A 25424-nucleotide genomic window follows, 5' to 3' on the forward strand; every position below is an offset into this window, starting at 1 on the left:
CTCCTATTTGTATTCGATGATCCGGCCCTGTTTACGGAACAGGCGATGGGAATAAAAACGCGCCAAACCAAGGAATTCGGGAACCTTGGCGCCGACGCAAGAAACGCCATAGACCAGACTTTGTTTGAGCGGAATTTTGGCCTGTCCCGGTCGTCGGGAGATACGGAGAGCCTGCAATGGATAGAGCAAAAGCCCCAGCAGGGACCAGCCTCCGGTGGGCCAAAGCAATGCGAGTATAAGCGCCGGGAGAACGAAGCCCCAGACAATTAAACGACGGCGTTCCCGGGTGAAGTGCTTTTCCGGTGGCGCCCCGTGGAGAAAGGCCCCTTGAGCATAGGCGTACCCGCAACGGGTGGCCCGCTTCCACCACTGACCGAAACGCGTCATCGCGGCATCGTGCAGGGTCATGTCCGCATCGATTCGCCAGATCTTCCAACCTGCCTGTCGAATTCGTACGCAGACTTCATCATCCTCGGCCGCGATCACGCTGGGATTATATCCGCCCACTTCCTTCAGCGCGGCCACGCGCATTAAGGCATCGCCCCCACAGGAGCGGGCTTGTCCCACTGGCGTATTCCACTCGATGTCGCAGAGTCGGTTGTAAACCGTTTTCTCCGGAAAGCGTTCGCGTCGGCGGCCGCACACCACGGCGTTTTTCGGATCTTCCTGAATCTTTTCGAGAGCTCGTTCAAGCCATCCCGGCAGTACTTCACAGTCGCCATCGACAAATTGTACATAAGTGAGATCGGGATGCTTTTCGAGGAGTTTTTGGAATCCCGCATTGCGAGCGCGGGCCGCCGTGAAAGAGACCGTCATATCCAGATCGACGACTTCGACGTTCAAGCTCCGGGCTAAACTGACGCTGGAGTCGGTTGATCCCGAATCCACATAGATGATCGGATACAGATCGGGGCGCAGCGATTCGAGACAGAGTCTCAAACGCTCTCCTTCATTGCGACCGATCACCACCATTCCCACGGTTTGCACTATTTCGAATCCTGTGCCGAAAAAGTCTTATCGTTCATTCTTCGATTTTGAGACACACCACGCATGCTAAGTGAGCAGCCACATACTATTTAGGATTGCGAGCGACGCCACCGCGGAGAGGGTAATAATAGATAGCACAGGATTTTCGGAATCGATGTCCAGGATCAGTTCCGCGGTGATGGAACATCCCTGCCTTTCTCCCGAATCCCCTCAATCTCCCAGGCAGCCTAAACCGCCTGCGCATCCCAAGCGGGGATAATTTCGCCGAATTCCTAACTCATCCCTGTAATTTTCATTCCTGACGTTAGGAGTGTGAATTTTACGTCTTTTTTATGGCCAATCAATACAAGCCGCAAAGCCTTCCAGCGTTCTTCACAGACAGTTCCTCTTGAAGCGAAGTGAGTTCTAACGTTCAATAAGCAGAATGCTTTACGAGATTTGAGTTCATGCAGCCGACAAATACGTATCCCATTCTGGTCAGTCTTCTGATCATCCCGGTTTTCCTATACATTCTGAACCAGATTCGCGCCCGCGGATTCTCAGAAGGTTGGTGGCTGCCCTGGATGTCGGTGCTGCTTCTCTTCCCCTGCTACGTCTGGTCGGGTTGGGGTTCGTTGCGAATGGATTTGCGATCCGCCGCCAGTCTCGCGGTGCTGACCGGGTTTTTAATACAACCCTGGAGTTCGGGACCGCGAATCCGCTGGATCTGGGGCGATGCCTGGATCATTATCTTGATCGCCAGTCAGGCGATCACGGAGTTTTCGCAGGAAAACCTCGTTCCGCTGACGCCGCTAGAGCAATTGCGGGATTTTGGCCTTCCCTACCTCGTCGGCCGGCTCTGCCTGCGTTCTCCCGGCGATCTGCAACGGATGCTCCCCGCTGTCTGCATCCCCGCGGCCATCCTTTCGGTGTACGCCATCATCGAATCCATCACCAAAATTAACGTCGTGAACCTGATCATCGGAAAGCGCTGGGAATTGTTGGAAACCTCGGAAGGTTTTCGCTGGGGCCTCAAGCGAGCCCAGGGCAACTTGAATCATCCGATTTACCTGGGCCTCATGCTCACCATGCTGCTGCCGTGGCTCCTCGAAGCCTATAGCCAATCGAAAAAAAATCTAGGGGCCTATTGGTGGCGCTTCAGCCCCGCGCTGGCAATTGTCGCCATCATTGGCACCGTTTCCCGAGCTGCCCAGTTAGCCGCGGTGCTGACGCTGATTACTGCCTTTATTTTTAGAAATCCTCGCTGGCGGGGAATTCTAATCGGAATGGTGCTGGTTGCAGGTGGAACCGGCTACTTGTTCCGGGAAGATATACTGGAGGCTCTATCTAAATTTGTCGATGAACCAGATAAAAGTTCCGATGTGATCAAACATAAAGGGCTGGAGTATCCATATTCCGGGACCCTGCATCGCGACCTTTTGCAAATGGTTTATGAGGATGAAGTTAAAAACGTGCCTTTGCTCGGGTACGGTTCGATGCTCGAAAGCATGCCGGTGGATAACGACCGCGACGAAAGATTTAAATCCATCGACGACCATTACCTGGTCTACCTTCTGAGATTCGGACCGGTGGGAGTGACGATTTTCCTCTGTTTTGCGGTTTGTATCGCGATTTATCTATTCCGGGAGGCCTGGGCTAACGACACGCCACACGCGGCTTTTTGCGGGGCCATGCTGGGATCATTTGTCGGAACCACTATGATGCTCAAAGGCGTGTCTTTAGAACCCGATTATGGATGGATGTGGTTATTTAGCGCCGGCATTGCTGGGCGCCTGCACGCCTTCCGCTTAGAATTACACGAATCGAAAGTGCGCTCTGACTCTCCTGGAGCTTAACTTTAATCTTCTCGCAGGATAAGAGATTTTTAAAAAAATGCTGAAAGCTCTAGGAAAGATAGGCTCAGCCCGCTTTGGAAATTTATCCAAGGAAAAACAAGCGGGCTTATTCGGCGTTGGCTGGACTGCACTGGGTCAGATCGCGGCGATCTTCATCCGCTTCGGCAGCAGTCTGCTGCTGACCCGTCTGCTCAACATGGATACCTACGGCTTCTTCGGCATAGCCATGTCGGTATCCATCCTGGTCGAGCTTTTTTCCGATATCGGCCTGCGCCCCGCCCTCACCCGTCACGCCGACGGCGAAAACTCCGCTTATGTAGCTACGGCCTGGACCATTCTGATCATCCGCAGCTTCGTGATGGCGGGATTAATGATCGGGATGGGATTGCTTTTGCCCCAATTCTACACCGATTACAATAAACGTTTGTTTTTCCTGGTCGAGGTGGCTCTGGCAGTACGTCCGATTCTGCATGCTTGCGCTAACCCGATGTCGATTCTGCTGCACAAACAGCTGCGTTTCGGTACCTGGGCGGCTATGGAATTCGGACAGACCATTGTCGGCACCATTGGCACACTGACCTTCGCCTACCTCTTCCATAACGTCTGGGCGGTTGTGATCGGCATCCTGCTCGGGGAAGCCGCTTTTGTCGCACTCAGCTATGCGTGGTGCGAGCGACCTCCTCGACCAACCTGGGATAAAGCAGCCGCCAAAGAATTGGCTCACATCGGCAATCAGGTTTTCGTAAACACTCTGGTGATGGGTCTGTGGATCTACGTCGATCGACTGGTCGGTCCCGTGTTCACTTCCGCCGAAAAAATGGCCCCCTACCTTCTTGCATACACGCTGATGGAAGCCATTGAAAGATTGATGGGCAAGGCCACCGACGTCTATTTCAGCACGCTGGTGAAGGTCGGCTCTTTTCAGCAACAGGTCGAGTTTCACACCCGAACTTGTAACCGCATCGCGATGTTTCTGATGCCTTTATTAGCGATCGGGATTATGGCCGCGCCCATGGTCGTGAAAGTGTACGGCTCCAACTATCGGGCGGCCGGGCTGGGGATATTATTTGCCGTTCTGGTCTGTCGGGTGATGTTTCGAATTCTGGGGCAGGTCCACTATCAGCTGTTCATGATCCAGGGAGAAATTTACCTGGCAACGCGGTGTTACTACCTGGCGCTCTTCGTGCAAGTAGTCACCATTTTCCCGCTTGCCAAGTTCTACGGGACGCTGGGAATTGCCTACTCGGTGTGTATTTCGACCTTCGTACTCACTCTGTCTCAGAATCTGATTTTCAATCATCGCAAGTACATGGATATGAAATCTTTTCTGATCACCTTCGGGTACGCGGCCGCGGGATTCACGGCCCTGGTCTTCTTGGAAATGTAACTTACCAGCCGCCCGACCGACGTTCGAACACAATCGACCCCATCAGAGGGGCATCGCTGGCTCGCAGCATATCCACATAGTTGTGAGTGCGAACCGGGTTTTCCTGGCCATCCAGAACTAGAATTGAGCCGTCCACCAGACTCTGCAGATAGTTCTCATCGCCCAGTTCCGGATTCACTGCAGGTGCGATCAGAAGAATCATGGCGAAGCGTTCCCGCATTTCTTCCACGAGTCGGTGGAAGCGGTACATGCCGATCATGTTGTTCACGTAGCTGCTGAGTTGAGCTCGCGAATATTCGACCTTGGATACCTGGGTGGGGGCGAAGCAGGTCGCCGGCTTATCGGTCTTACCTTCCAGGAAATCTTCGACTCTCTGTCCGACTTCAATTCCGTCGTGACCGATCCAGGCGGGAATGCTGTTGGCGTTCAACAACGGTCGGGAATCGAATACCAGCACTTTGCCGGCGGTTTGGGAGACGAAACAGGCCAAGTCTCCAACCAGGGATTCGATTTTCAGCGTAGGGACTGAAGGTGTGAAGAGGATAATCGATCCGCGCTCCGGGAAGCGAATCCGCAATTGCTCAGCCAGCGAACGAACCGCGGTCGAGACCGGTGCAGAGCCATCGAAGATTGCCATATTGGGGGCGGCTTCGTCGTAATTGGCCAGCACGGGAAGGCTGAGCCGACGAGCTGTGACTTCACCGCTGAGCGAGTAACGAGGCAGATCTTTGGCCACCACAAACCCCAGGAAAAGCAGCATCATGGCCGCGAAGACCCCGGCGGCCAGCTTGGGATAGTTCGAGGAAACGGGCTGTTTGCCGACATCGGCGGCCTTGGCGATTTTCAGTTCCTGGGAGGAAGGATCTTTGAGATTCTGGTTTTCCGAGATGAGTTTCTCCAGATCATCTATGGTTCGCTGCTTGGTTTCGATCTCCGATTCCAAGGGGAATAGAGTGTCTTTGAGTTTATTGAGCCTATCGGACTCCCTTTGAAATTCATCGATCTTTTTCTTCAGGCCGGGAATCTCGTTATCCTGAAGCGTTTTCTGCTGGTTTTTCAGTCTTAACAGTTCCGCTCTCGGATTTGCAAGCACGTTATTGTCTGTGAGATCCAACTGCTTTTCGCGGTCTTTTTCCAATCGATCCAACAACTGTTTGGTAAATTTAACCGTATTATCTGCTTCTGTAAATTCTTTTTCGGCAGCACGAAATTCACTGAGAGGTACTGCACCTTTTGGCAACTTTTTAAGAGTTTCCAAATCTTGCGTCGCACTAATCAATCTAACTTTGTTGATCTCAAGAAGTGCTCGTTTTTCCGCGATGAGCGCTTCAATTTGCTGGATCGCCTGCCGTTGCTGGGGGGAGTTTTTGGCTTGTTCAGTAAGTCGCTCGATACTACTTTCGATCTCTTTAATTTGTTGGGGAAGGCTTTCCAAGATTCTCTGATTGTCATCGAGTTTTGTTTTCGCGCCCGATTTCTCTTTGTCCACATCCTCAATTTTCAATTTCAGATCGCCGTTCACATTGTTTTTCCGCAGTTCCGCATTATATCGCAACATCAGCTCACGGCGTTCCTGAGTGACTCGATCTTTCTCTCTTTGCTTCGCTCCCAGAGCCTGCTCCAGTTCCGCCAATCTCTGCTTTTCGTTTTTCAAAACAGCGATTTCCATCATGCGGTTGGAGATCGCCAGCGCTTCGTCTTTGTTTGGGTTGTCAACGGTAACGGTGAGTTCCTCATTGGATTTCAGGACTTCCGTTTTGACGAGATTCTTCAGACCGGCGGGTGTTCCGGGCAGGTGCAGATCAGAGTGGACCTGCTCCAACATATCCGGATCTTTCATCATTTGAAGAACGCTCTGGATATTCGCGGGAGTAGTCAACGAACGAAACACTTTGCGATAGCTCGGTTCATGCCGCAGCTTCCCTTCGGCCCGCCAGACCGGTTTACCAAACGCGACAATCACAGCAGCCGCGAGGGCAGCCGACACCACGCACCAGGCGATGAACAGCTTTTGCCGTTTCAGGACCAGACGCATCAAGATCTGGAGGAAGGAGGGCTGGACTTCCGCGGAAGTGGCGGCTTGCGCATTGTTGACGTAGACAGTCTGCGTATTGACCCGGTAGTTGCTCCACCCGTTGAGCCGTGCGGCAACCTGAGTGGTCGTCGAACCGGTGGTGGCAATCGGTAATTCAGAAGGCATAGTCAATCCAATGGTTAGCCGTCTATGAGGGTAACACTCCTCAGAATCTGAAGAGTCGCGATATTTTATCCGAAACACCCTACTTGCTAGAAGAGCAGTTCAAGTATACTTCAAATTGCCCAAGCTGCACAATCGGTGTCTTCTATTTAATGTTCGCAACCCAAAGCCTGTGATTTTTCCAAGCTAGGGATTTGGCCGAATTTAACGGTTTTGCCCGAGTTTACTGACCGAAATCCCCCGTTGGAAAAATCGCTATTATTTGGCTCTTTCAGCGGTATCACATTCGGGGAACGCGCTGGGAGCGCCACTTTGCGGAGAGTGATAAAAATACTCCAAGGCTGTAACTCCCGAGTGGAACCGCGGCGGTATCCTCAAGAAGATTGACACGAAACGACTCCGACTTCGGAGCTGGTCAGATTCGAGATCGGACTCTCTGCCTTTAGAGCTTATGACCCAGTGATACTCGAGTGGTGAAACTCAATGCGCTTAGGAATTCTGTCAGATACACATAACGGTATCAATTCACAGTCTGTCCAGTCGTAGCGACTTGCTCTTGCGCTTTAGCGGAGTTTTTGCCATACTCTGGTCATGGATATCGTAACTGAAGAATTGATCGCTCGCCAACCCGCCGAAGCTCAGGCGATCATTCGTTTGCTTTTGGCCGAGGTTGCCAAACTGAAAGAGCAGTTGGCGCGAAATCCGGGCAATTCTTCGAAGCCGCCTTCGACGCAACATCCCCACGCCAAGCTTTCGAAGCAAGCGCTTAAGAAGGCCAAGCGGAAAGCGGGCGGTCAACCGGGACATACCAAGCACGAACGCTCTTTGGTATCGGTCGATCGCTGTATCGAAATGATCTCCTGCAAGCCGACCGAATGCCGTCGGTGCGGCGAAGCGTTGAGCGGAACTGACCCCCAACCCCTGCGGCATCAAGTGTGGGAGATTCCCGAAATCCAGCCTTCGATCACCGAATATCAACTGCATCGGCTGCCTTGTTCCTGCGGCAAGACGACCTGCGGCGAATTGCCGGCGGGCGTTCCTTCCGGAGCGGCCGGACCTCGATTGATCGCTTTGTCGTCTCTTTTAATGGTCTGTTTCCGACTCTCCAAGCGACGCTGCGCTCTGTTTCTGGAACAGATCCTGGGTCAGGAAGCTTCCGCCGCCTGGATGGTCAAACTTCAGAACCGGGCGTCCGAAGCTTTACAGCAGCCGTACCGGGAATTACAGCAGGCCTTGCCTGGGCAAGCGGTGGTTCAGGGCGACGAATCTCCCACCAAAGAAGGTCCGATCAAGGCTTGGACCTGGACTTTTGTCGCTCCCCGATTCACTCTGTTCGCCTGTCGGACCAGTCGCAAGGCCGAAGTAGTTCGCGAATTTCTCGGCCCAGCGTACTCGGGCATCTTGAACTGCGACCGGGCCAAAATGTACTGGGCTTTCGGACGCCTGCAATGGTGCTGGGCCCATCTGATCCGCGACTTCCAGAGCCTGATCGACCGGCCTTGTTCTGTGTCGAAGCGGTTGGGCCGGGACTTGCAACGGCAAACTCGAGCGATGTTCGAACTCTGGAAACGCATTCGAGACGGGAGCCTGGAACGCCCGGAATTCCAAAAGCGGATGGTTCCGATTCGCTCGCAAATCGAAGCCTTACTCCTTCGAGGAAAATGCGACCGGAAAACGCGAGGCCTGTGCGCCGAACTCTGGAAGTACCGCACTCGACTTTGGACGTTCGTCGAAGTGGAGGGAGTCGAACCGACCAACAACGCGGCCGAGCGGGCCTTGCGGCCGTTCGTCATTTGGCGAAAAATCTGCTTCGGCACGCAATCCGCTGCCGGAAGCCGTTTCCTCGAGAGAATGCTCACGGTCATCGAAACCTGCCGACAGCAAAAACGCAACTGCCTCGCATTTATCAAAGAGGCTGTCCAGGCTCACTTCAACAACAAAACGCCCCGCTCACTCCTGGCCGGGGCGTGAAGGGGTACCACATAACGAGCTAGCAAGGACCAAGAACGCCCTACGGCTATTGCGAGATCAAGGTGCGGAGTCGCTCATACACTGCGGCGATTTATCGAGTGGCTCCATCGTGGAAGTTCTTTCGGTCCTCCCGTGCTGGTTTGTGTTCGGGAATCACGATGCCGATGAAGTCCCGCAACTCCAGCGAGCGGCCATGGAATTCGGCCCAGTTTGCCTCGGTTGGGGTGGCCTGATTGAGCTGGGTGGAAAGCGTCTCGGAATCGTTCACGGACATATGAGTTGGGACCTGCGACGGCTGCTTGATCGGAAGCCCGATTTTCTATTCTCTGGACACGATCACTTTCCTAGCGACAAGATGTTGCGAAATGGGAGACGAATCAATCAGGGTGCATTACACCGCACTGATCAATACACGGTCGCTCTCGTCGATTTGGAGACCGACGAAGTCAAGTTTCTACCGTTATCAGAGTGAAATTATCCGGATTTCGCCATATTTATTCTTTGGTTTACAGCGCTAAAAGCGCATTATAATGCACTCTTTGCTTGATTATGCTCTGGTTTTCAGGAATAATGGAATAAAACGCACTTTAGTGCGCATATTGGATTTAATAGGTTGATTCTCAAAGGTTCTTGATCAAAAAGCGCATTGTAATGCGCCGGAGTTTACGATGTCGCCTCAGGAAATCGGTGTGCAATTCCGCTCGCGCAGAAAATACCTCAAGCTGCGACAACGGGATGTAGCAGAGCTAGCTGGCGTCACACTCCGGGGGCTTACAGCCCTGGAAAAAGGAACTGCGAATCCCACCCTCAAACAGTTGGTCAAAATCGCCGATGTCCTCGGATTAGCTTTCCACCTCAGCGAGGGAACGAACCATGCAGCAAGCTCACGTCTATAGTAGAGGCATCCTCGCGGGGGTTCTTTCCAAGGACTCTACGGGATACCACTTTCAGTACCTCTCCGATTATCTCGCTCAGGACAGCCGGGAGTACCCGCCTATCAGCCTGAATTTCCCGAAACAGAAATCGGCGTTCAAATCGAACTTCCTTTTCCCGTTTTTCTACGGTCTGCTGGCTGAAGGAGAGGAAAAAGCTCTGCAGTGCCGATCACTCCGAATCGATGATAAAGACCACTTCGCTCGTCTTCTGAAAACCTGCGAAGCGGAAACCACCAGCGGAGTCACCGTGAAGGAGATTCCATGAACGGTTGCCCGTCGTGCTTCAAGTCGGGCCACAACACCTTCTGCACAAGTTGCAGGAAACGTCTCTTCAACGGGAAAAAAGTCTCGCACATACTTCCCTTCTCCCGACCGGCTTACAATGAGGCCAAGTTAAAAGTCACACCCGAGAGAATGTCGATATCCGGCATTCAGACCAAAATGTCACTGGTGCTGGAAGGCACGCAACTTAAGATGGTGGAATCCGGGGGACAATATATTCTGAAACCCATCCCTCTGGGGCAATTCCAAAGATTGGAAGTGACACCGCTAAACGAACACTTAACCATGCAGCTTGCCCGACAAATATTCGATATTGATGTGGCCGATAACACGCTGGTTCAATTCGAGGATGGGCAGCCTGCCTATCTCGTGCGCCGATTCGACGTGCAAGCCGACGGTCGGAGAAGCCTGAAAGAAGATTTCGCCCAGATCGGCAACTTATCCGAAGAGAACCGCGGGCAAAACTACAAGTACGACTTCTCATACGAAGAGATTGGTGAACTCATACGGCAGTACGTGGCCGTGCACGCCTTAGATCTCGAGCGATTTTTCACTCTGGTAGTTTTCAATTATCTGGTGAATAACGGAGATGCTCATGCGAAGAATTTTTCGCTGATGCGCGATGAGAATACCGGCGAATATCGGCTTTCTCCCGCTTACGACCTTCTCAACACGCGATTGCACGTTCCCTTGGAATCCCGAACGGCCCTGGATCTTTTCAAGGAAAATTACGAAACAGATAGTTTCAAGGCGAATGGCTTTTATGCACACGATGACTTCGTCGAGTTTGCTCGAAGGCTGAATTTAGTCGAAGGTCGCTACCAGAGAATCCTCAAGAAATCGACCGACCGGATCGGAGAGGTTTTTGAGTTCATAGATAAGTCGCAACTTCCTGCCGATTGCAAGACTTTGTACAGAGAGCATGTGACCGCCGCAGCGAATGCGATTGGCTATTCCTTGGCCAGATCGCAAAAAGGTTGAAGGCCACAGTTGTTTTAAGTCACCTTCGAGAGACGAGAACCTTCCAAATTCCTCACGTTGGGTTTTACGCCAACAACACCGGGAAAAGATGATGGCGGACCGAGTTTAAATCGTTCAGTAACCGGTCGGGATGCGCTTTTTCGAGCGTATCCCAATCGTGCGAGCCGGTGGCAACCAACCAGACTTCCACACCGGCGGCCCGAGCCGTTTCCAGATCAATGGTCATATCGCCGACGAAAAGTGTTTCCGACTTCTCTTTTGACAACCGATGCATGGCCGCGAGTAGCATATCCGGGGCGGGTTTAGGATGCGGAACATCTTCCGGTCCCATCACCACCGAGAAAAATTCGGCAACGTTCAGCGAGTTAACCAGCTGGCGGGTAATCGCCTGCGGTTTGTTGCTGCAGACTCCGGATGGAATGCCCTCCTCTTTCAATCTCTGAAGGAGTTCGATCGCTCCCGGTAACAATCGGGTATGCGAGAACATCACCGAGGGATGATGTTGCCGATAAATCACGGCGTTTTCCTCCGGATCACTATCCGGGAGCAGGTCCTTCATCAACTGTTGGAGGCCGAAACCGACCTTGGTCCGCACGATCGATTCCGGCAACTCCGGTTTGCCGCGATAGTGCAGCACGTGATTGACGCTGGCGGTGATGGCGGCGTAACTATCCGCCAAAGTGCCATCGAAATCAAATAGGACACAACGATAGGGATTCATGATGCCATTCTAGGAATGAAAAGAGAGACGCTTCCGATGGGAAAGTCGTCTCTCCAGAAATAGTTCGACAGCGCTATTATCGCAACAGACCCACATCCAGCGCGGTAGCGATATTTCGCCAGATATACCACGCCCCGGTCTTCCAGGCCGTGTGAATTTTCACCGTCGCCAAAGTGCCCGGCACGACGGCTTCATCGGGATCGAGGAGTTTCACATCGACGAGATAAGTCTGAACCAGTGGTTCAATCTGGTTCTGCTGGCTCGTCGGCTTGATGGCCAGACTGCCGCCTCCCTTACTCGTCAGACCCACCGGTACATCCTTTGCGGGAGCCTCCGGAAGATGGGTTATGACCCCTTTCATGATCCGATCGGCTCGGCCGGCCACGCGGATGGAAACCTCGAGTTCGTGGTACTTCTGCAAATGCTCGGCCAGCAGCTGATAATCGAGCGGGCCGACCGGAACCAGAATTCGCAATTTCGAAGGATCGCCAATCTTGCAGAGGGCCTTCTGATCCGACCTCTCCCACATCTTCAGATATTCGTCTTGATGCGGAATCCCCATCACCACACCATCGCGCGGGGCTTTGATCGCATTGAGTGCGCCAAGTTGTTCCTTCAGAACCCGGGCCTGATCGCGATATTTCTTCTCATCGTTCGTCGATTGAGTGAGATTGGAATTCCACTGCGAATAGGCATTTTGCGAGTCGGGAGTTTTCTTGACCGGAGCCGATTTCAAGGCGTTCAAGCGATCGTGATAGACGCTGGCCTGCGCTTCGGAAATCAGATAATCCTCTTCCATTTTCGGATTGGTGAACTCGGCCAGCAGCTGCCCCTTCAGCACGCGCTGACCATCGAACACCGCGACCCGTTGCAGAAAGCCCGAATCGGCCGGATAGACCGGTATCAGCGCATCTTCCTGGAACTGAATCAGCCCCTTCTCCCGAATGCGGCTGACGGGCAACGGCACCAGGAACAAACCTGCCAAAAGCGATGCACAGACCAGCAGCGTGACGGCCACTCGTTTGCGTTTCATGTCGGGTAACCTCCCTCGCTGACGAATATTTTTTGCAACCCGGAACATCGGCCAGAAAATCATGGTCGCCACCGCGGCGAAGGCCAGAATTAAACTTAACGATTGCAGTTTGTACGGTTTTAACCATCCGGACAAAAACCAGATGATGCTAAATGTCACGATCCAACGGTAGATGTAGCTGGTGACAGCATAAGTAACGAACAGCACTTTTCGGCTGGGGGCCATGTAGGGTTCGGGGGGCACTTCGATACCCAGACAGGTCTCGTTGAAAGCGTTCATCAGATAGCGATTGGAACGCTCGCGAAGATTCGGCACTTCCAGCCAGTCCGCCAGGATGTAATAGCCGTCGAACCGCATCAGGGGATTGGCATTGAAGACGAAAGTGCTGATACTGCAGAGCGTCATCAACGACAAAGCCAGATTGTTGACGAAGGGCCACATCGGCGTGTACCACCAGACGAAGGTCGAGGTGGCCGCGATGATCAACTCCACATAGATTCCGGCGAAGCTGATGATGATGCGTTTCCATTTATCCGCCAGCGTCCAGGAATCGGTCACGTTGCAATAGAGCGCGGGCGAAAAGCACATTAATAGTGCGCCCATTTCGTGACATTCGCCCCCGAAAGCCTTACAGCTCAGGCCGTGCCCGAACTCGTGGATGACCTTGACGATCCCCAGCGAGATCCACATGTAAACGACGGTCTTGGCGTTGAAGAACTCGTTCTGAGCCGGCAATTTATCCCAGAAAATTGACCACTTCATGGTGATCAGGGCGATCGCGGCCAGCATGTAGGCAATGCTGACGACCAGGAACCATTTGGTGAAAATCCAGGAGAGGTTTTTGTACAGGACGTTGAGAATGCGATCCGGATCGAAGACGGGCAGCTTGATGTAGAGGATATTCGTGATGCCCATCAGCTTCTTGGTGAGCCGATTCTTCCGCCGCTTCTGAAACAGATGCCGACCGGCCAGGGCCGATTCGTGATTGACCAGACCACTGGTCACGAGTTGTCGAGCGAACTGTTCCAGATCTTCCAGCGTCAGTCGGTGCGGACGAAATTCCGTTTCGAAATTGGTCCGCACATCTTCCAGCGTCCGTTTTCCGTCCAGGAGCTGGAAAACGTAATATTCCTGATCGTTGAATCGATAGTATTTCAGACCGACCGGATCTTTAACGACGTGGTAGATTTTGCCTTCGTAGCGTTGTCGGCTATGAACCAGATCGGCCCGGACGCACAGGCGCACCTGCTTGCGGCGTTCGGCATCTGGCACATATGTGGTATCCATCAAATTTCTTCCCGAGTTCCGTCGGCCATCCCTGATCTACTGAGGCAGAGCCCGCAACCGCATTGCGGCGCGGGCTAAACTTGATACTTTCGATGAAATCAGGGCTGGATGATCACGGTCGCCGTATCGCCCGGTAAGAGCTGCCAGCGTTCTTCGGTCGGATTTTCCAACTCGGCGATGATCCTCACCGTTTTGCCGTTCGGTTCCACCTGGGAACCTTTTTTGGGAATCACCCCTTTATAAACGTGCGTCAATTCTTCGGTATCGGGCAGTTTCCAGAGATAAACCGATCCCTTCTTGGTACCCGCAACAATGAATCCCCCCACCCCGACGGTCGAGAATGCCGCGGCGGTGGCCTGAGCGTTGTCATCGCAGATGAGGTTTTCCAGTTCGGCACTCTTCCCGCCCCCGGTCGGAGTTTTCCAGACCTGCAGGCTCCCCTCGGTCGAACCGGTGGTGACGATGACGCGATCGCCTTTTTCGTTCAGCTTGGGTGACAACAGGGCCAGACCGGCGAACTTGTTGCTTTCGGAAGGAGATTGCAAGGTGCTTTCAGTCACACCATCTCCCAAGGTCACGATATTCAATCGGGTGGGATCCTGGTCGATCAGCATGCGATTCCCATCGTCGCTGACACCAAGATTGGAAACTTCACCGCCGCGGTGGTCGAAGCTTCTTTCCACCGTGGCATTCTTGTCTCCCATCTTCCAGACGCAGGCGGCATCATTGTCCTTACCCACGGAAACCACACGGCCCTGGGGCAGAAACGCCAGCTTAACTACTGGTTGGACGTGTTTGCGTTCTTCAAACTTGTAGAGTTTCTTCCCCGTCGCGGTTTCCCACAGATAAATGTCCCGTTCATCCGACGTCACGCAATATTTGCCATCGGGAGAGATCGCACAAGCGAGAACCCCGCCCACATGGTGACCATCGAATTCTTTGGCTTCCGACTTGGGGGTACCGATGTACCAGAGTCGAGCTTTACCATCATCGCAACCGGTGACGATGAACTGTTTCGCCACGCTGGGAAGGGTGCAGGCGAGTGTACGAACCGGTTCCTTATGCTTGAAAGAAGCTTTGATGGATTTCAAATCCCACATGTGAACCGAGCCATCTTCGCTGGCGACGAAGACCAGATGATCCGGCCCGAGTCGGGTCGTCGCGATAGCCGTGATTGGCCGGCTACTGGTTCGAGGCATCGTCAAGTATTTGCCCGTCTTACGGGAGGGCTGAATCGTGACGGCCATACCGTCCTGGATTAAGCCCAAGTTCTGAACGTCGACGGCCCCTTCGATTTGAAGGTGCTTAGTATCCTGGATTTGCAGAATGGTTTCGCCGGCCTTGATGGCATCTCCAGCCTGTTTATTGATTGATTGGACTCGTCCACTGAGTGCGGGCGAAATCGTGTGTCGCGACAGCTTCTCCTGGGCCGTATCAAATTCCACTTTGGATTTACCCAAAGCAGCCTTCTTAGACTCCGCCTGGGATTCCGCAACCGTGACTTGAGCTTTACTCTTCGCAACTTCGATATCGGGAACTGCGGCCTTACCTTCTTTATTGGCTTTCAAATTGGATCTGTATTCGAGATCATAATACTCCACTTGTTTCCTTGCGGATTTTTCATCGGCAACCGCAACATCCATAGCTCGTAATGCGGAAAGAACATTTAAGATGGACATCTTATCCTCGAGTAAAGCGACGGGCTTGTCCTTCTCAACGTAATCGTTCACTCGCAGGCGGATATAGGTATAAATTTTCGCAGGTTGACCTTCTTGGGTATAAGGATCTTTCACATCCAAATATTCGAAGGGATCTGAAGGCTTCTGTTCGCCCGGACGCAAGGGACGCCCGATCCAACGGATCGTCCCTTCGAGTTCGCTCGGCACATCCTGCTTCGCGGGCAGAACAATGTGTCCCTGGGGGACCAGAATCGGATCGGCTTTGATAACACCCGTCTTGATATCCGCTTTATCGAAGGCTACCGCTTTGGGATAAAGCAGGTTGCCGATCTCCACCGGGGTACTTGGCTGGTTGGAGGTCACATTCGTATTGGCCGAAGAAAGACCGTTACCGATGTTCACCGCATCGGACTTGATGGTTACCGGATCGCAAGCGGTCAGGGCCAGCAAGCCCACTCCTAGCAGCGGTAAAAATCTTCGCATATTCATGATACCTCGGAGAATAAGTTTAAGCTAACCCAGCCAGCGCTATACGTGAAATAAACCGGAGCAACTCGTGGCCGCTCCAGGGAAGTCATAATTTTTACAACCAGAAAATTACGTGTTCGTGCAGGAAGTCGAACACGCCGTAAAACAGCGAATAGCCCAGAGAGTGATTGCCGCAACGGATATTGGTTTTCACTTCCAGGCCCGTTAGCAACAAACCCTGTTGAATGTGTTCATCGAGAGGCATTTCCGGATCGTTCACAGTGACGATTGCCGTGACCACCGGCTCGGATTCGTTGTGATCATCCTTATTCGCAACGGCTTCGCTCGTGATATCCTTGCGATAGAGCCGTCCCGCATACTTCACGGTGGTCTGGCTCGAGAGCATCACGTCCACATTCAAGTACTCGTTCGGATCCTTGGTCTGGAACGCACGAAGAATCTGGCCGATGTGCTTTTGGGGAATCTTCTGTTCGATTTCCCAAGCGCCGGAGGTGTTCGCGATTCGCAGGATTGGTTCCGTGGGTTTCAGAGGCCGATTCAACAGGGTTTCGCGTTGATCGGGGGAAATTACGTGCCATTCGGGGATTGCCCCGTTACCTACGCGTGCTCGTTCGAACTGGGGAGCTTGCACTACGATGACGCCAGGTTTATTGATATCCGAGTTAGTCGATTTCAGTTTCTGATTGAGTTCTTCCGACTTGGCCCGCAAGGTCGTGCGGTATTCTTCCAGCTTAGATGCTCGATCCGCCTTTTGATCGGGAGTCATTTTGTCATCTCCCAAAGCATTCTGCTGCAGCACGTCGATATTGTTTTTCGCCCCGTCAATTTCCGTTTTCAGCTTCATGATATCGGCTTTAAGCTCATTCGATTCCAGAATGGCGACGGGAGTTTTCGGCAGCACGACATCGCGCGGTTTAACCCGAATTTCGCGGACCTGCCCTTCCATTTGCGGGAAGATATAACGGCGTTCCTTGGGCAGCAATTGCCCCTTTGCATCCATTTTCAGCGGGTAAGGAACATAAATCATCGCGCAAGTAATGAGTGCCGCGAGGGCAAGACCAAAAATCGTGTAAAGCCGCGTCTTCCCCCCAACGCCCTTCTGCACCCAGGAAACCGGTTTCCAGACCACCTTCAAAGGAACGGCCTTCATTTCCGCCGCGTTGTATAAAGCACTAGCGGCGTGGGGAGCCATCACTTCCAGGCGTTGAATGAGTGGTTCGCTGCGTTCGGGCGGCTCAAAGCATTCCATCAAGATGGCCGAGCGGCAGGGCTTCTCTTTTTCCTTGTCCTTGGGCCGTTCCCGCTCATCGCGAATCGGTTTGAGGACCAGCAATTTCGAGTTGCTCTCGGCTAAATAGCGATCAAGAGCATTCAAAACAGCAGGCGGCAACGATTCATCGCGCTGGCCACGATAGGTCAAAGTTTCGTTCCATTCGATCACTTTGTCGAATAGCTTCCGCATCGACCGAACGTGTGTACTCGATTTTTCGACGACATCCGCGCCGCTGACGCACTCTACCGTCGTTTTGCGGCCATGCTGCACACCGACCGAAACCCGGTCGCATTGGATGAGTCGTCGGCCTTCATTGGCGATCTGGAAAGCGACTTCGGCCGGAGAGAGCGAACTGTGGATTTTCTGGGTGAATTTCTCGAGTCCCTGCCAGACTTCTTCCTGCTGCGTATTTTTTCGGGCCGAGTGATTGCGGTTGTAATTCGACGCATAACCGGCCATCTGCTCGATGTAGCGGTAAAAAGTAGCGTGAATCCGGTTATCGGTATAAGGTTCGGTCCAGACTTCGAGCAGTCCGACAATGGCATTCTCGTCCGATACGATCGGCGAGAGAATGACCACATAATCGGTCAGGTTCGCAGCCTGGCTGCCATCCTCCGCGCTCATGGCCGCGTAAGGTTCGAGCATAATGGGCCGGGCCACCGCGAAGGCCTGCCGTAGCAACTCGTTGTGAATCTGACGTCCCTGCGGTTTATCGTCGAGGCCGACTTTGGCCATATTCTGCTGGCATTGAATCTGAAGGAAGCCTTGCGGCGTCTTGATCCAGACTGCGCCGGCGAAGCCATCGATCCCGGCCAGGACCCGGGCCAGGAAAGTCTCGAAGTAATCGGTGGGAGGGAGGTTGGAACCCGAAAGCTTGGCAACTTCTTCGAATGCAGTGTCTATCTGACGGGAGAGACGCTTCATTCCGTCGTTGTCTAAAGACATGGGAGTAACCTTGTTTACCACGGAGGCAACCTCGCTCGTCTGAAAATTAACGAAATAGTCGAACTACCATTCTATCAGGAAGGTCCAGCGCTGATGCAATCGTTTTTATCGGAAAAATCCCTTTTATTGGACTTATCCAACGTCTGTAGAGTGCCAACCTCTGGGCGCACAATCCTCATTATCGGATAGACGGTATGATCGGCTAAATCGCTTTAAGTTGATTTCGGGCGATTCAATCGGTGAAATGTATTAAATCGTTATAAATCCTACAAAAGTCAAATTCAGAACTGAGCCAGATGATCATTTTCCCATTTTAATATTCGCGCCATGGCTTCATCCGCTTCACATTTTTCTTCCGGTATCGGAAATTGGAATCGCTCGGTAGCCGCTAGCTGCAGCGCGCCGGCTTTGGAGTGACCATCCGACCAGAGAACCACGAATTTGCTGATCGCTCGGGCTTTTTTCTGCAGTTGACCGATTTTTTGATTGGCGTCGCCGACGTCGGGGATTGTTTCTTCGAGCAGTTCCGCCCAATCAACGAGCCACTCCACGAGCATGCGGGCTTCGATATCCCCCAGTCCGCGCGTCAGAGCTTCGTCATTGATTATGCGACGATACATCGGTTCTACAATCATCCAATTCCCCCTCACATCATTGCGGTCGGTGAAACGAACTTACCCCGGATCGATCTTGGGAGTATTCGAATGAATCGCTCCCCAGGTCCACTGGGATGGAAGAACTTCCCCGCCGCTCTGAATAGCCGTCAGGCCCCCACTGACAGGCGGGACCATAACGGTCGGCAGCTTTAGAAGCAACCTCAACCTTATCCTGTTGCGTTCAACCCCTTTTCAAGCGTATAACAGCATTTCAGCCAACATAAGAAAAACAGGAACAGGTATGTATTCGATCTCGCCGGGATTGTTCGGAATAATCGCCAACTCCTCTCAACTCGAATGGCTGGACCTTTTCGCAATCTGCGCAGCTTTCCTGCTTTACCTTTTCGGGCTGATACTTTTCCCCAGATTTTTCGCTCAACCCCTAATCTGGTTGCTCACACACACCATCTATAGGGTTCGCATTTTCGACCGCGACAAAGTTCCCGCGGAAGGACCGGCTCTGATCGTTTGTAATCATGTCAGCTATGTCGATTGGCTTTTTGTCTGGGCGGCTTGCCCGCGCAAGGTGCGATTTGTCGGCTGGGCCGGTTTCGCCAAGTACCGATTGATCTCCTGGGTTTTTCAGATCACCAATACGATCCCCATCGATATGCGGGCCAGCCCGAAGGCGATTCTGCGAACGCTGGACAGCATTGCGGAAGCGCTGGACGCCGGAGAGGTCATTTGCATTTTCCCGGAAGCCACTCTGACGCGGACGGGAACCATGCTGCCCTTCCATCGCGGCATGGAACGAATTCTGAAAAATACGAAACGCGATGTGCCGATTATCCCCACGTTTCTCAGTCAGGTCTGGGGATCAATCTTCAGCTACCGGACTGGTAAATTGTTCTGGAAGCTGCCGGAACAGATTCCCTACCCCGTCATGGTCACTTTCGGTTCAGCATTACCGAAAACCACACCAGCAGCTGAAGTGAGGCGCGTCCTCGAAGAAGTTTCGGCCGAGGCGGCCATTCGCGAGCAGGCGTATCTGCTCCCCCCCCATCGCTGCTTCGTTCGAAGGGCGTGCAAATTCCGATTTTTGAACAAGCCCTGCATCATAGACACCAGTACTCCCGTGCACCGCACGCTGAGCTTCGGGAAGACTCTGGTCGCCAGCATCTGTTTGTCGCGCTGGTTAAAAACCAAATTGGGAAATGAAATCTACGTCGGCATTTGGCTTCCCTCCAGCGCGGGCTGCGCGCTCGCAAACGTAGCCCTGGGATTACTTGGAAAAACGACCGTTAATCTCAACTACACGGCCGGAAAGGAAGCCAACCTCTCTTCAGCCCGTCACGGTATGAAAGCCGTTCTGACCTCCCGGAAGTTCCTCGAAAAGATTCCTCTGGAATTAGATGACTCCATCGAGCGAATTTTTCTCGAAGACGGCGTCAAAGCGATCAGCAAGTACCAGCAAATTTCCACTTTCCTGAAAGTCGTTTTGCTTCCTGGGTGGGTGGTCGATCTTTTCGTACTGCGGTTGGGTAAGCAAAGCGTCAAAGATCAGGCCACGGTCATCTTCTCGAGCGGCACTACCGGTCAACCCAAGGGAATCGTTCTCAGCCACGGAAATATCACTTCGGAAGTCTCCTCATTCTGTCAGCGGGTGGGCTTCATTACCTCCGACCGATTTCTGGGCGTTTTGCCGATCTTCCACAGTTTTGGCTACACGGTCACCTTCTGGGCTCCGCTGGTTTCCGGATTTTCGGTCGTGTTCTATCCCGATCCCCGTCAGGCCCGAGAGATTGGTGAAATCTGCCGGAAACACCGGTGCACACTCCTGGCCAGTACCGCCACTTTTCTGCGCCTCTACATTCGCCGTACTGAAAAAGCGGACTTCGCAACTTTGCGGATCATCGTCTGCGGCGCCGAGAAATTACCGCCGACTCTCGCCGAGGAATTCCACAAAACCTTCGACATCTGGCCTCAGGAGGGTTACGGCTGTACCGAACTTTCCCCCGTAGTTTCGGTAAACATCGCGGATGTCGCCCTGGGAGGTTTAACGCAACAGAACCAGCGCATCGGCTCGATCGGCCAGCCGATTCCGGGAGTCGCCGCACGCATCGTCAATCCCGATACTTACGAATCGCTCGGCCTAAACAAGGAGGGGATGCTCCTAATCAAAGGGCCGAACGTCATGCTCGGCTATCTGAACCAACCGGAAATGACGGCCAAGGTCATTCGAGATGGATGGTATGTCACGGGCGATATGGGTAAGATCGACGATGATGGCTTCATTTACATCACCGGTCGAATCTCTCGCTTCGCCAAGATTGGCGGCGAAATGGTACCGCTGGAAAAAGTCGAAGAGGAGATGCTCAATATTGTCGGAACGGCCGATCGCCTTCTGGCTTTAACCGCCATACCAGATGAACGCAAAGGCGAACGCCTGATGGTATTACACCTATCGTCCCTGCAGGCCAACAAAAAAGAGATCCTGACGAAATTGAGCGAAAAAGGAATTCCCAATCTCTGGATTCCGGGCGAGCGGGACTTCTTCCAGATCGAAGAACTGCCCGTGTTAGGTACCGGCAAACTCGACCTCAAGAAACTCAAAGATCTGGCGCTGGAGATAGGTAAAAAATCGTGACCGTTCCTTATGATGTCCGCCGGTGTCGGGTTGTGCTGGTTCAACCTTATTATGAAGGGAATGTCGGTTCGGTTGCCCGGTTGATGCGCAACTTCGGGTTGGAAGAATTGGTCTGCGTCCGCCCGATTGCCGATATTCTCAGCCCGGAAGCAAGACGGCTCTCCACGCACGCCTGGCCGATCCTGGAGAAAGCCCGCATCGTCGATTCCATTGATGAAGCGCTTGAGGGCGTGGCCTATGCCCTGTGCACCTCGGCAAAAGTGGCTGGTCTCTATCGCGAACAGCATTATGGCCGGCCGGATGAGCTACTTCCCAAATTGGTGCAGGTTCTCCCCTCGGCCTCGACCGCCCTCGTCTTTGGACCGGAACCGCACGGCTTGTCGAATGAGGAAGTGGCCCGCTGCCATGGCGTGATTCGGATTCTCACCGAGAATCTCGAATCGGCTCTCAATCTGTCGCACGCGGTGGGAATCTGCCTTTACGAATTGCATATGTCGAAGCTGCGGCTGCAAGGAACTGCTCAAGGGTCGACGCGAAAGATCGCTACTTTCCAGGAGCAGGAGAGAATGTTCCAGCATCTCCAGGAAAGCCTGGAGGCTTTGCATTTTCTTTTTGGCCAGAGATCGGATTCGTTGATGAATGCTTTTCGGCAACTCATCATTCGCGCCCATCCGACCCACGCGGAGGTAAAGATTCTCCATGGTTTGGCCCGGCAGATTCTCTGGCAGGTTCAGCATGGCACTCCGCTCGAACAACCCATAGACCTTGATTCGCCTCCCGAGGAGAACTCCTGATGACCCGATGGCCCTCACTCCTGTGTCTATTAACTCTCTCATTCACCGGGTCGAAGGTTCGATCCGAAGAACGCATCGATTGGGACAAGAAGAAAGCGGCGGAGTATCTCGATAGCCGTGCAAAAACCTGGTTCGAGTTCGACGGCGGGTTTCGAGGGGAAGGTACAACCCGTTCCTCCTGTATCTCCTGCCATACAGGCTTGCCCTATATTCTGGCGCGAGCGGAATTACGAAAATCGAATTCGGAGGTGGAACCGACCCCATCAGAAGCGAAATTTCTCGCTCAAACCCGAATGCGAGTGAATTCCTGGTCGGAACTGAGCGATCCAAAATACTCACTTTTCTACAGCCATTCCGAAGATAAAAAGAGGCAATCGTGGGGTACCGAAGCCGTTATAAATGCGTTGGTTCTGGGTCTGGAAGACCGTCGCACCGGCAGAAAATCCCCTTCGTCGGAAACTGAAAAAGCCCTGGCGAATCTTTGGAAAGTTCAGATCCCGGAAGGCAAACAAAAAGGCTCCTGGGACTGGTTGGATTTCGGACTGCAGCCGTGGGAATCCGAGGAGGGGCACTACTTCGGTTCGGCCCTCGCCGCCGTGGCGCTGGGTCAGGTTCCCGGCTATCTTGGCTCGGCCAAAGCCGCTCCGGAAATCCAAAAGAAGATTGAGAATTTAAAAGACTACCTTCGCGGGCAATCCGCGAATCAGTCGCTGTTCAACAAGATTTGGTTACTTTGGGCGGCAACTCAGTGGCCGGAGTTGCTCACTGCGGCGGAGAAACAAAAAATTTGCTCGGAGGTTCTATCCAAGCAACAAGCCGATGGAGGATGGAACCTTGCTTCGCTCGGCCATTACTCCCGTCACGACGAAACCCCCGAGGAAAACTCTTCCGACGGGTACGCCACCGGGTTAGTTCTGCATGTCCTTCAACTAGCCGGTTTCGAGCGATCCGATGCAAAAATTTCGTCGGGTCTGAGGTGGCTAGGCAAAAATCAAAGCCCGACCGGGGAATGGTTGGCCACATCGCTCAACAAAAAACGCGATCCGAACAGCCACGTAGGGAAGTTCATGTCTGATTCCGCAACAGGCTTTGCGGTGCTCGGGCTGAGCCATTAAAATCCTCAAAATAAAAATCGGATTATGTTATTTTCACTTAAATTGAGGAGGAGCTTTCGCTCATTTCTCATAACATACGCCCGGTAATTAGTTTAGAACTATTTCGAATAGGAATAAAATTAGTACTTGATTCCCCTAGTCCAATCAGACTATCTTTAGTATGATCGGACTAAATATGACAACGGACATAATTAACGCAGACACGCTGGATTCAAAACCCGAGAAATCGTCCCGTCGACTGGATATCGCTTCCATTCGTCGGGAACAGATTATCGAAGCGGCGATTCATATCATCGTGAGTCAGGGTTTACAGAATCTTTCGCTCTCCCGGATCGAAGAACGGACCGGCATGAAGCGAGGGCAGCTAACTTACTACTTCCCGGCCAAAGAGGAGATTCTGATAGCGGTCTTCGACCGCCTCCTGGAGCGGATGCTCGAGAGAATGAATGACGGGGTGAATTTCAAGGAAAAGCACGGGATCCCCTCCGTCTGGGATATGTTTCGAAAGCGCCTGACGGAGCGTTTGAAGCAAAACGGACCGGAGGAAAGCTCTTTCAGTGCCTTGCAGTTTACGTTTCTGTCTCAAATCGAGCATCGGGAAGATTACCGTCGGAAATTGGCCACGCAGTATGAGGAATGGCGGCGAATTCTTTCTGTGCACTGGACACTGACCGGGAAACCCGTGGAGAATTTTGCAGAATCGGATCCGCGAATTGTGGCTTCTTTCCTTCAGTCCTTGATGTTGGGACTGAACGTGCTGCTCACGGCGGATCCGAAAGCCTTTGATATTCAGAAAATGTTTGAATTTTGTGTCCGTCTTCTGGGACCATTATTCACCAAAGATCCAGAGCCAACGAACGAAGAACCCCAAAATATCGCCGGGGAGGATGTTGCGAAATGATCGACACGAATGAAATGCCCAACGGGTCCTCGATGGCCGCGGTGGCGCCCATCCTGTCCGAAAGGGTGAAACAGCTCCAACTCCATGGCCGAATGGAAGGAGACAAGCGGGGCGGGTCGAACGCCTTTTTGCCCTGGTTGCTTTGCATTTTGATGGCCATTGCCTGGGCCAGCGTGGGCATTCGCTACTACAGGGCGAATCCCAATGCGAGTAACGCGGCTGCACCCAACGGCCCTTCAACTCCTCCGGGCGAGGCCCCGAAGGATTCCGCCGGTAATCCCATCAAAAAAGAAGCTCCCAAGCAAATTGCCCGGAATCCGGACGAACCCGTCCTGGACATGAAGGGGTACATCATCCCGGCCCATACCATCTCCGTCAGTCCGATCGAGGTCAGCGGTCGTATCGTCCGGCTGGAAATTGAGGAAGGAAAATCCTTCAAAAAAGACGACGTTCTCGCCGTCATTGATGACAGCAGCTTCCGGGCGGATCGGGACGAAGCCAAAGCGAACTGGGATTCTCTGATCGAAAAAATGCGGGAGATGAAGAACGGCAACCGACCCGAAGAAATCGAGCAAGCTCGAGCCGAGTTACTGGAAGCGGAAGCCAATTTGAAGGCGGCCCAACTGGAGTGGGAGCGCTATCAAGGGAAAAAAGTGGATGCCATTGCTCGAAAAGATTTCGACACCGTCGAAAGTTCTTATCGCGGCGGTCTGGCTCGAGTAGCCAAACTCCGCCAGAGCTTGCGTTTGATGGAACTGGGCCCCCGAGAAGAGAGAGTCAAAGGCGCTATCGCCGATGTGGACGCCGCGAAAGCCCGGCTCGACCGCGCCGAATGGCGTCTGAAAAATTGCACGATTTTCAGCCCCGTCGATGGGGTCATCCTTGCGAAACGGGCGGAAATCGGCAGCTTAATCAATCCCGTCGTGGGTGGTGTGGCCACCAGCCTTTGCGACATCGCCGATTTGTCGGACATCGAAGTCGATATGGAAATTCAGGAACGCGACGTTTCAAAAGTATTCGATGGCCAGTACTGTAAAATCAAGGCCGATGCGTTTCCCGAGCGGAGTTACGACGGTTATGTGGATCGCTCGATGCCGATTGCCAACCGAGCACGCGGGATCGTTCCCATTCGAATCAAAGTCGTCGTTCCTCCCACGGAAAAACAGGGGAAGTATCTGAAGCCCGACATGGGCGTGGCGGTGACCTTCTTCAACCAGCGATACGACAAGTGGCCCAACAAGTGGAATGTGCCGGTCGACCCGATCCCCGGTTCATTGGCCCCGGCCCCAGCGGCCGAGCCCAAGAGCACTCCGCCAGCCGTCGAGCCCAAGAACCCAACACCTTCTGAATCCAAGAAAGCAGGCTGAAA

General features: G+C 53.1%; 19 protein-coding genes. 12 read left to right on the forward strand and 7 right to left on the reverse strand.

Going from position 1 to position 25424, the window contains the following annotated elements; genetic code table 11:
• Positions 1 to 3: 3 nt before the first annotated feature.
• A complete protein-coding gene (locus KIH39_RS10685; RefSeq protein WP_246539646.1) occupies positions 4 to 987 on the reverse strand; it encodes a glycosyltransferase in 984 nt (327 codons plus the stop codon).
• A gap of 446 nt (positions 988 to 1433) precedes the next feature.
• Between KIH39_RS10685 and KIH39_RS10690 the strand changes: the two genes are divergently transcribed.
• Both KIH39_RS10690 and KIH39_RS10695 read left to right on the forward strand, forming a co-directional pair.
• A complete protein-coding gene (locus tag KIH39_RS10690) occupies positions 1434 to 2822 on the forward strand; it encodes an O-antigen ligase family protein (RefSeq protein ID WP_213499315.1) in 1389 nt (462 codons plus the stop codon).
• Between the two features lie 37 nt (positions 2823 to 2859).
• On the forward strand, positions 2860 to 4209 hold the full coding sequence (locus KIH39_RS10695; protein WP_213499316.1) for an oligosaccharide flippase family protein: 1350 nt from the start codon (positions 2860 to 2862) through the stop codon (positions 4207 to 4209).
• A gap of 1 nt (position 4210) precedes the next feature.
• Here the strand turns inward: KIH39_RS10695 and KIH39_RS10700 are convergent, their stop codons facing one another.
• Positions 4211 to 6409, reverse strand: coding sequence for a hypothetical protein (locus KIH39_RS10700; RefSeq protein WP_213499317.1), 2199 nt, complete (start codon positions 6407 to 6409; stop codon positions 4211 to 4213).
• A 588-nt stretch (positions 6410 to 6997) separates the two neighbouring features.
• On the opposite strand from KIH39_RS10700, the gene tnpC reads away from it, so the two are divergent.
• From tnpC to KIH39_RS10725, 5 genes are all read left to right on the forward strand, one after another.
• Positions 6998 to 8377: an IS66 family transposase gene (gene tnpC / locus KIH39_RS10705; RefSeq protein WP_213499318.1), complete on the forward strand. Its 1380-nt coding sequence runs from the start codon at positions 6998 to 7000 to the stop codon at positions 8375 to 8377.
• Positions 8378 to 8426: 49 nt separating this feature from the next.
• Positions 8427 to 8849, forward strand: a complete 423-nt coding sequence (locus tag KIH39_RS10710; RefSeq protein ID WP_246539648.1) for a metallophosphoesterase family protein — start codon at positions 8427 to 8429, stop codon at positions 8847 to 8849.
• A gap of 196 nt (positions 8850 to 9045) precedes the next feature.
• Positions 9046 to 9273 (forward strand): helix-turn-helix domain-containing protein, encoded by a 228-nt coding sequence (locus KIH39_RS10715; protein WP_213499319.1) that lies wholly within the window; start codon positions 9046 to 9048, stop codon positions 9271 to 9273.
• Positions 9251 to 9577 (forward strand): HipA N-terminal domain-containing protein, encoded by a 327-nt coding sequence (locus tag KIH39_RS10720; RefSeq protein WP_213499320.1) that lies wholly within the window; start codon positions 9251 to 9253, stop codon positions 9575 to 9577. The genes KIH39_RS10715 and KIH39_RS10720 overlap by 23 nt, the downstream gene beginning before the upstream one ends.
• Positions 9574 to 10575 (forward strand): type II toxin-antitoxin system HipA family toxin, encoded by a 1002-nt coding sequence (locus tag KIH39_RS10725; RefSeq protein ID WP_213499321.1) that lies wholly within the window; start codon positions 9574 to 9576, stop codon positions 10573 to 10575. Before KIH39_RS10720 ends, KIH39_RS10725 begins: the two co-directional genes overlap by 4 nt.
• 64 nt (positions 10576 to 10639) lie before the next feature.
• On the opposite strand, the gene KIH39_RS10730 is transcribed toward KIH39_RS10725, so the two are convergent.
• The 5 genes from KIH39_RS10730 to KIH39_RS10750 form a co-directional block, all read right to left on the reverse strand.
• On the reverse strand, positions 10640 to 11296 hold the full coding sequence (locus KIH39_RS10730) for an HAD family hydrolase (protein ID WP_213499322.1): 657 nt from the start codon (positions 11294 to 11296) through the stop codon (positions 10640 to 10642).
• 76 nt (positions 11297 to 11372) lie between these two features.
• A complete protein-coding gene (locus KIH39_RS10735) occupies positions 11373 to 13616 on the reverse strand; it encodes a hypothetical protein (protein WP_213499323.1) in 2244 nt (747 codons plus the stop codon).
• Positions 13617 to 13714: 98 nt separating this feature from the next.
• Entirely contained in the window at positions 13715 to 15784 is a 2070-nt protein-coding gene (locus tag KIH39_RS10740; protein ID WP_213499324.1) for an HlyD family efflux transporter periplasmic adaptor subunit, read from the reverse strand.
• A 94-nt stretch (positions 15785 to 15878) separates the two neighbouring features.
• Positions 15879 to 18002, reverse strand: a complete 2124-nt coding sequence (locus KIH39_RS10745) for an efflux RND transporter periplasmic adaptor subunit (RefSeq protein ID WP_213499325.1) — start codon at positions 18000 to 18002, stop codon at positions 15879 to 15881.
• Between the two features lie 281 nt (positions 18003 to 18283).
• Positions 18284 to 18637: a hypothetical protein gene (locus KIH39_RS10750; protein WP_213499326.1), complete on the reverse strand. Its 354-nt coding sequence runs from the start codon at positions 18635 to 18637 to the stop codon at positions 18284 to 18286.
• Between the two features lie 262 nt (positions 18638 to 18899).
• Here KIH39_RS10750 and KIH39_RS10755 point away from each other — a divergent pair, with 262 nt between their 5' ends.
• The 5 genes from KIH39_RS10755 to KIH39_RS10775 all read left to right on the forward strand — a co-directional run bounded on the left by KIH39_RS10755 (position 18900) and on the right by KIH39_RS10775 (position 25422).
• Positions 18900 to 21245, forward strand: a complete 2346-nt coding sequence (locus KIH39_RS10755) for an AMP-binding protein (protein WP_213499327.1) — start codon at positions 18900 to 18902, stop codon at positions 21243 to 21245.
• A complete protein-coding gene (locus KIH39_RS10760; protein ID WP_213499328.1) occupies positions 21242 to 22039 on the forward strand; it encodes an RNA methyltransferase in 798 nt (265 codons plus the stop codon). Before KIH39_RS10755 ends, KIH39_RS10760 begins: the two co-directional genes overlap by 4 nt.
• On the forward strand, positions 22039 to 23154 hold the full coding sequence (locus tag KIH39_RS10765; RefSeq protein WP_213499329.1) for a hypothetical protein: 1116 nt from the start codon (positions 22039 to 22041) through the stop codon (positions 23152 to 23154). The genes KIH39_RS10760 and KIH39_RS10765 overlap by 1 nt, the downstream gene beginning before the upstream one ends.
• A gap of 175 nt (positions 23155 to 23329) precedes the next feature.
• Positions 23330 to 24055, forward strand: a complete 726-nt coding sequence (locus KIH39_RS10770; RefSeq protein WP_213499330.1) for a TetR/AcrR family transcriptional regulator — start codon at positions 23330 to 23332, stop codon at positions 24053 to 24055.
• Positions 24052 to 25422, forward strand: coding sequence for an HlyD family secretion protein (locus KIH39_RS10775; RefSeq protein WP_213499331.1), 1371 nt, complete (start codon positions 24052 to 24054; stop codon positions 25420 to 25422). Before KIH39_RS10770 ends, KIH39_RS10775 begins: the two co-directional genes overlap by 4 nt.
• The last annotated feature ends 2 nt before the right edge of the window (positions 25423 to 25424 follow it).

This window comes from Telmatocola sphagniphila, assembly GCF_018398935.1.
Taxonomy (GTDB): domain Bacteria; phylum Planctomycetota; class Planctomycetia; order Gemmatales; family Gemmataceae; genus Telmatocola; species Telmatocola sphagniphila.

Excerpts from the sequence above, each read along its gene's own strand:
- KIH39_RS10690 (WP_213499315.1), top strand. The coding sequence starts at position 1,434 with ATGCAGCCGACAAATACGTATCCCATTCTGGTCAGTCTTCTGATCATC.
- KIH39_RS10695 (WP_213499316.1), top strand. The coding sequence starts at position 2,860 with ATGCTGAAAGCTCTAGGAAAGATAGGCTCAGCCCGCTTTGGAAATTTA.
- KIH39_RS10700 (WP_213499317.1), bottom strand. The coding sequence starts at position 6,409 with ATGCCTTCTGAATTACCGATTGCCACCACCGGTTCGACGACCACTCAG.
- tnpC (WP_213499318.1), top strand. The coding sequence starts at position 6,998 with ATGGATATCGTAACTGAAGAATTGATCGCTCGCCAACCCGCCGAAGCT.
- KIH39_RS10715 (WP_213499319.1), top strand. The coding sequence starts at position 9,046 with ATGTCGCCTCAGGAAATCGGTGTGCAATTCCGCTCGCGCAGAAAATAC.
- KIH39_RS10720 (WP_213499320.1), top strand. The coding sequence starts at position 9,251 with ATGCAGCAAGCTCACGTCTATAGTAGAGGCATCCTCGCGGGGGTTCTT.
- KIH39_RS10725 (WP_213499321.1), top strand. The coding sequence starts at position 9,574 with ATGAACGGTTGCCCGTCGTGCTTCAAGTCGGGCCACAACACCTTCTGC.
- KIH39_RS10730 (WP_213499322.1), bottom strand. The coding sequence starts at position 11,296 with ATGAATCCCTATCGTTGTGTCCTATTTGATTTCGATGGCACTTTGGCG.
- KIH39_RS10735 (WP_213499323.1), bottom strand. The coding sequence starts at position 13,616 with ATGGATACCACATATGTGCCAGATGCCGAACGCCGCAAGCAGGTGCGC.
- KIH39_RS10740 (WP_213499324.1), bottom strand. The coding sequence starts at position 15,784 with ATGAATATGCGAAGATTTTTACCGCTGCTAGGAGTGGGCTTGCTGGCC.
- KIH39_RS10745 (WP_213499325.1), bottom strand. The coding sequence starts at position 18,002 with ATGTCTTTAGACAACGACGGAATGAAGCGTCTCTCCCGTCAGATAGAC.
- KIH39_RS10750 (WP_213499326.1), bottom strand. The coding sequence starts at position 18,637 with ATGATTGTAGAACCGATGTATCGTCGCATAATCAATGACGAAGCTCTG.
- KIH39_RS10755 (WP_213499327.1), top strand. The coding sequence starts at position 18,900 with ATGTATTCGATCTCGCCGGGATTGTTCGGAATAATCGCCAACTCCTCT.
- KIH39_RS10765 (WP_213499329.1), top strand. The coding sequence starts at position 22,039 with ATGACCCGATGGCCCTCACTCCTGTGTCTATTAACTCTCTCATTCACC.
- KIH39_RS10770 (WP_213499330.1), top strand. The coding sequence starts at position 23,330 with ATGACAACGGACATAATTAACGCAGACACGCTGGATTCAAAACCCGAG.
- KIH39_RS10775 (WP_213499331.1), top strand. The coding sequence starts at position 24,052 with ATGATCGACACGAATGAAATGCCCAACGGGTCCTCGATGGCCGCGGTG.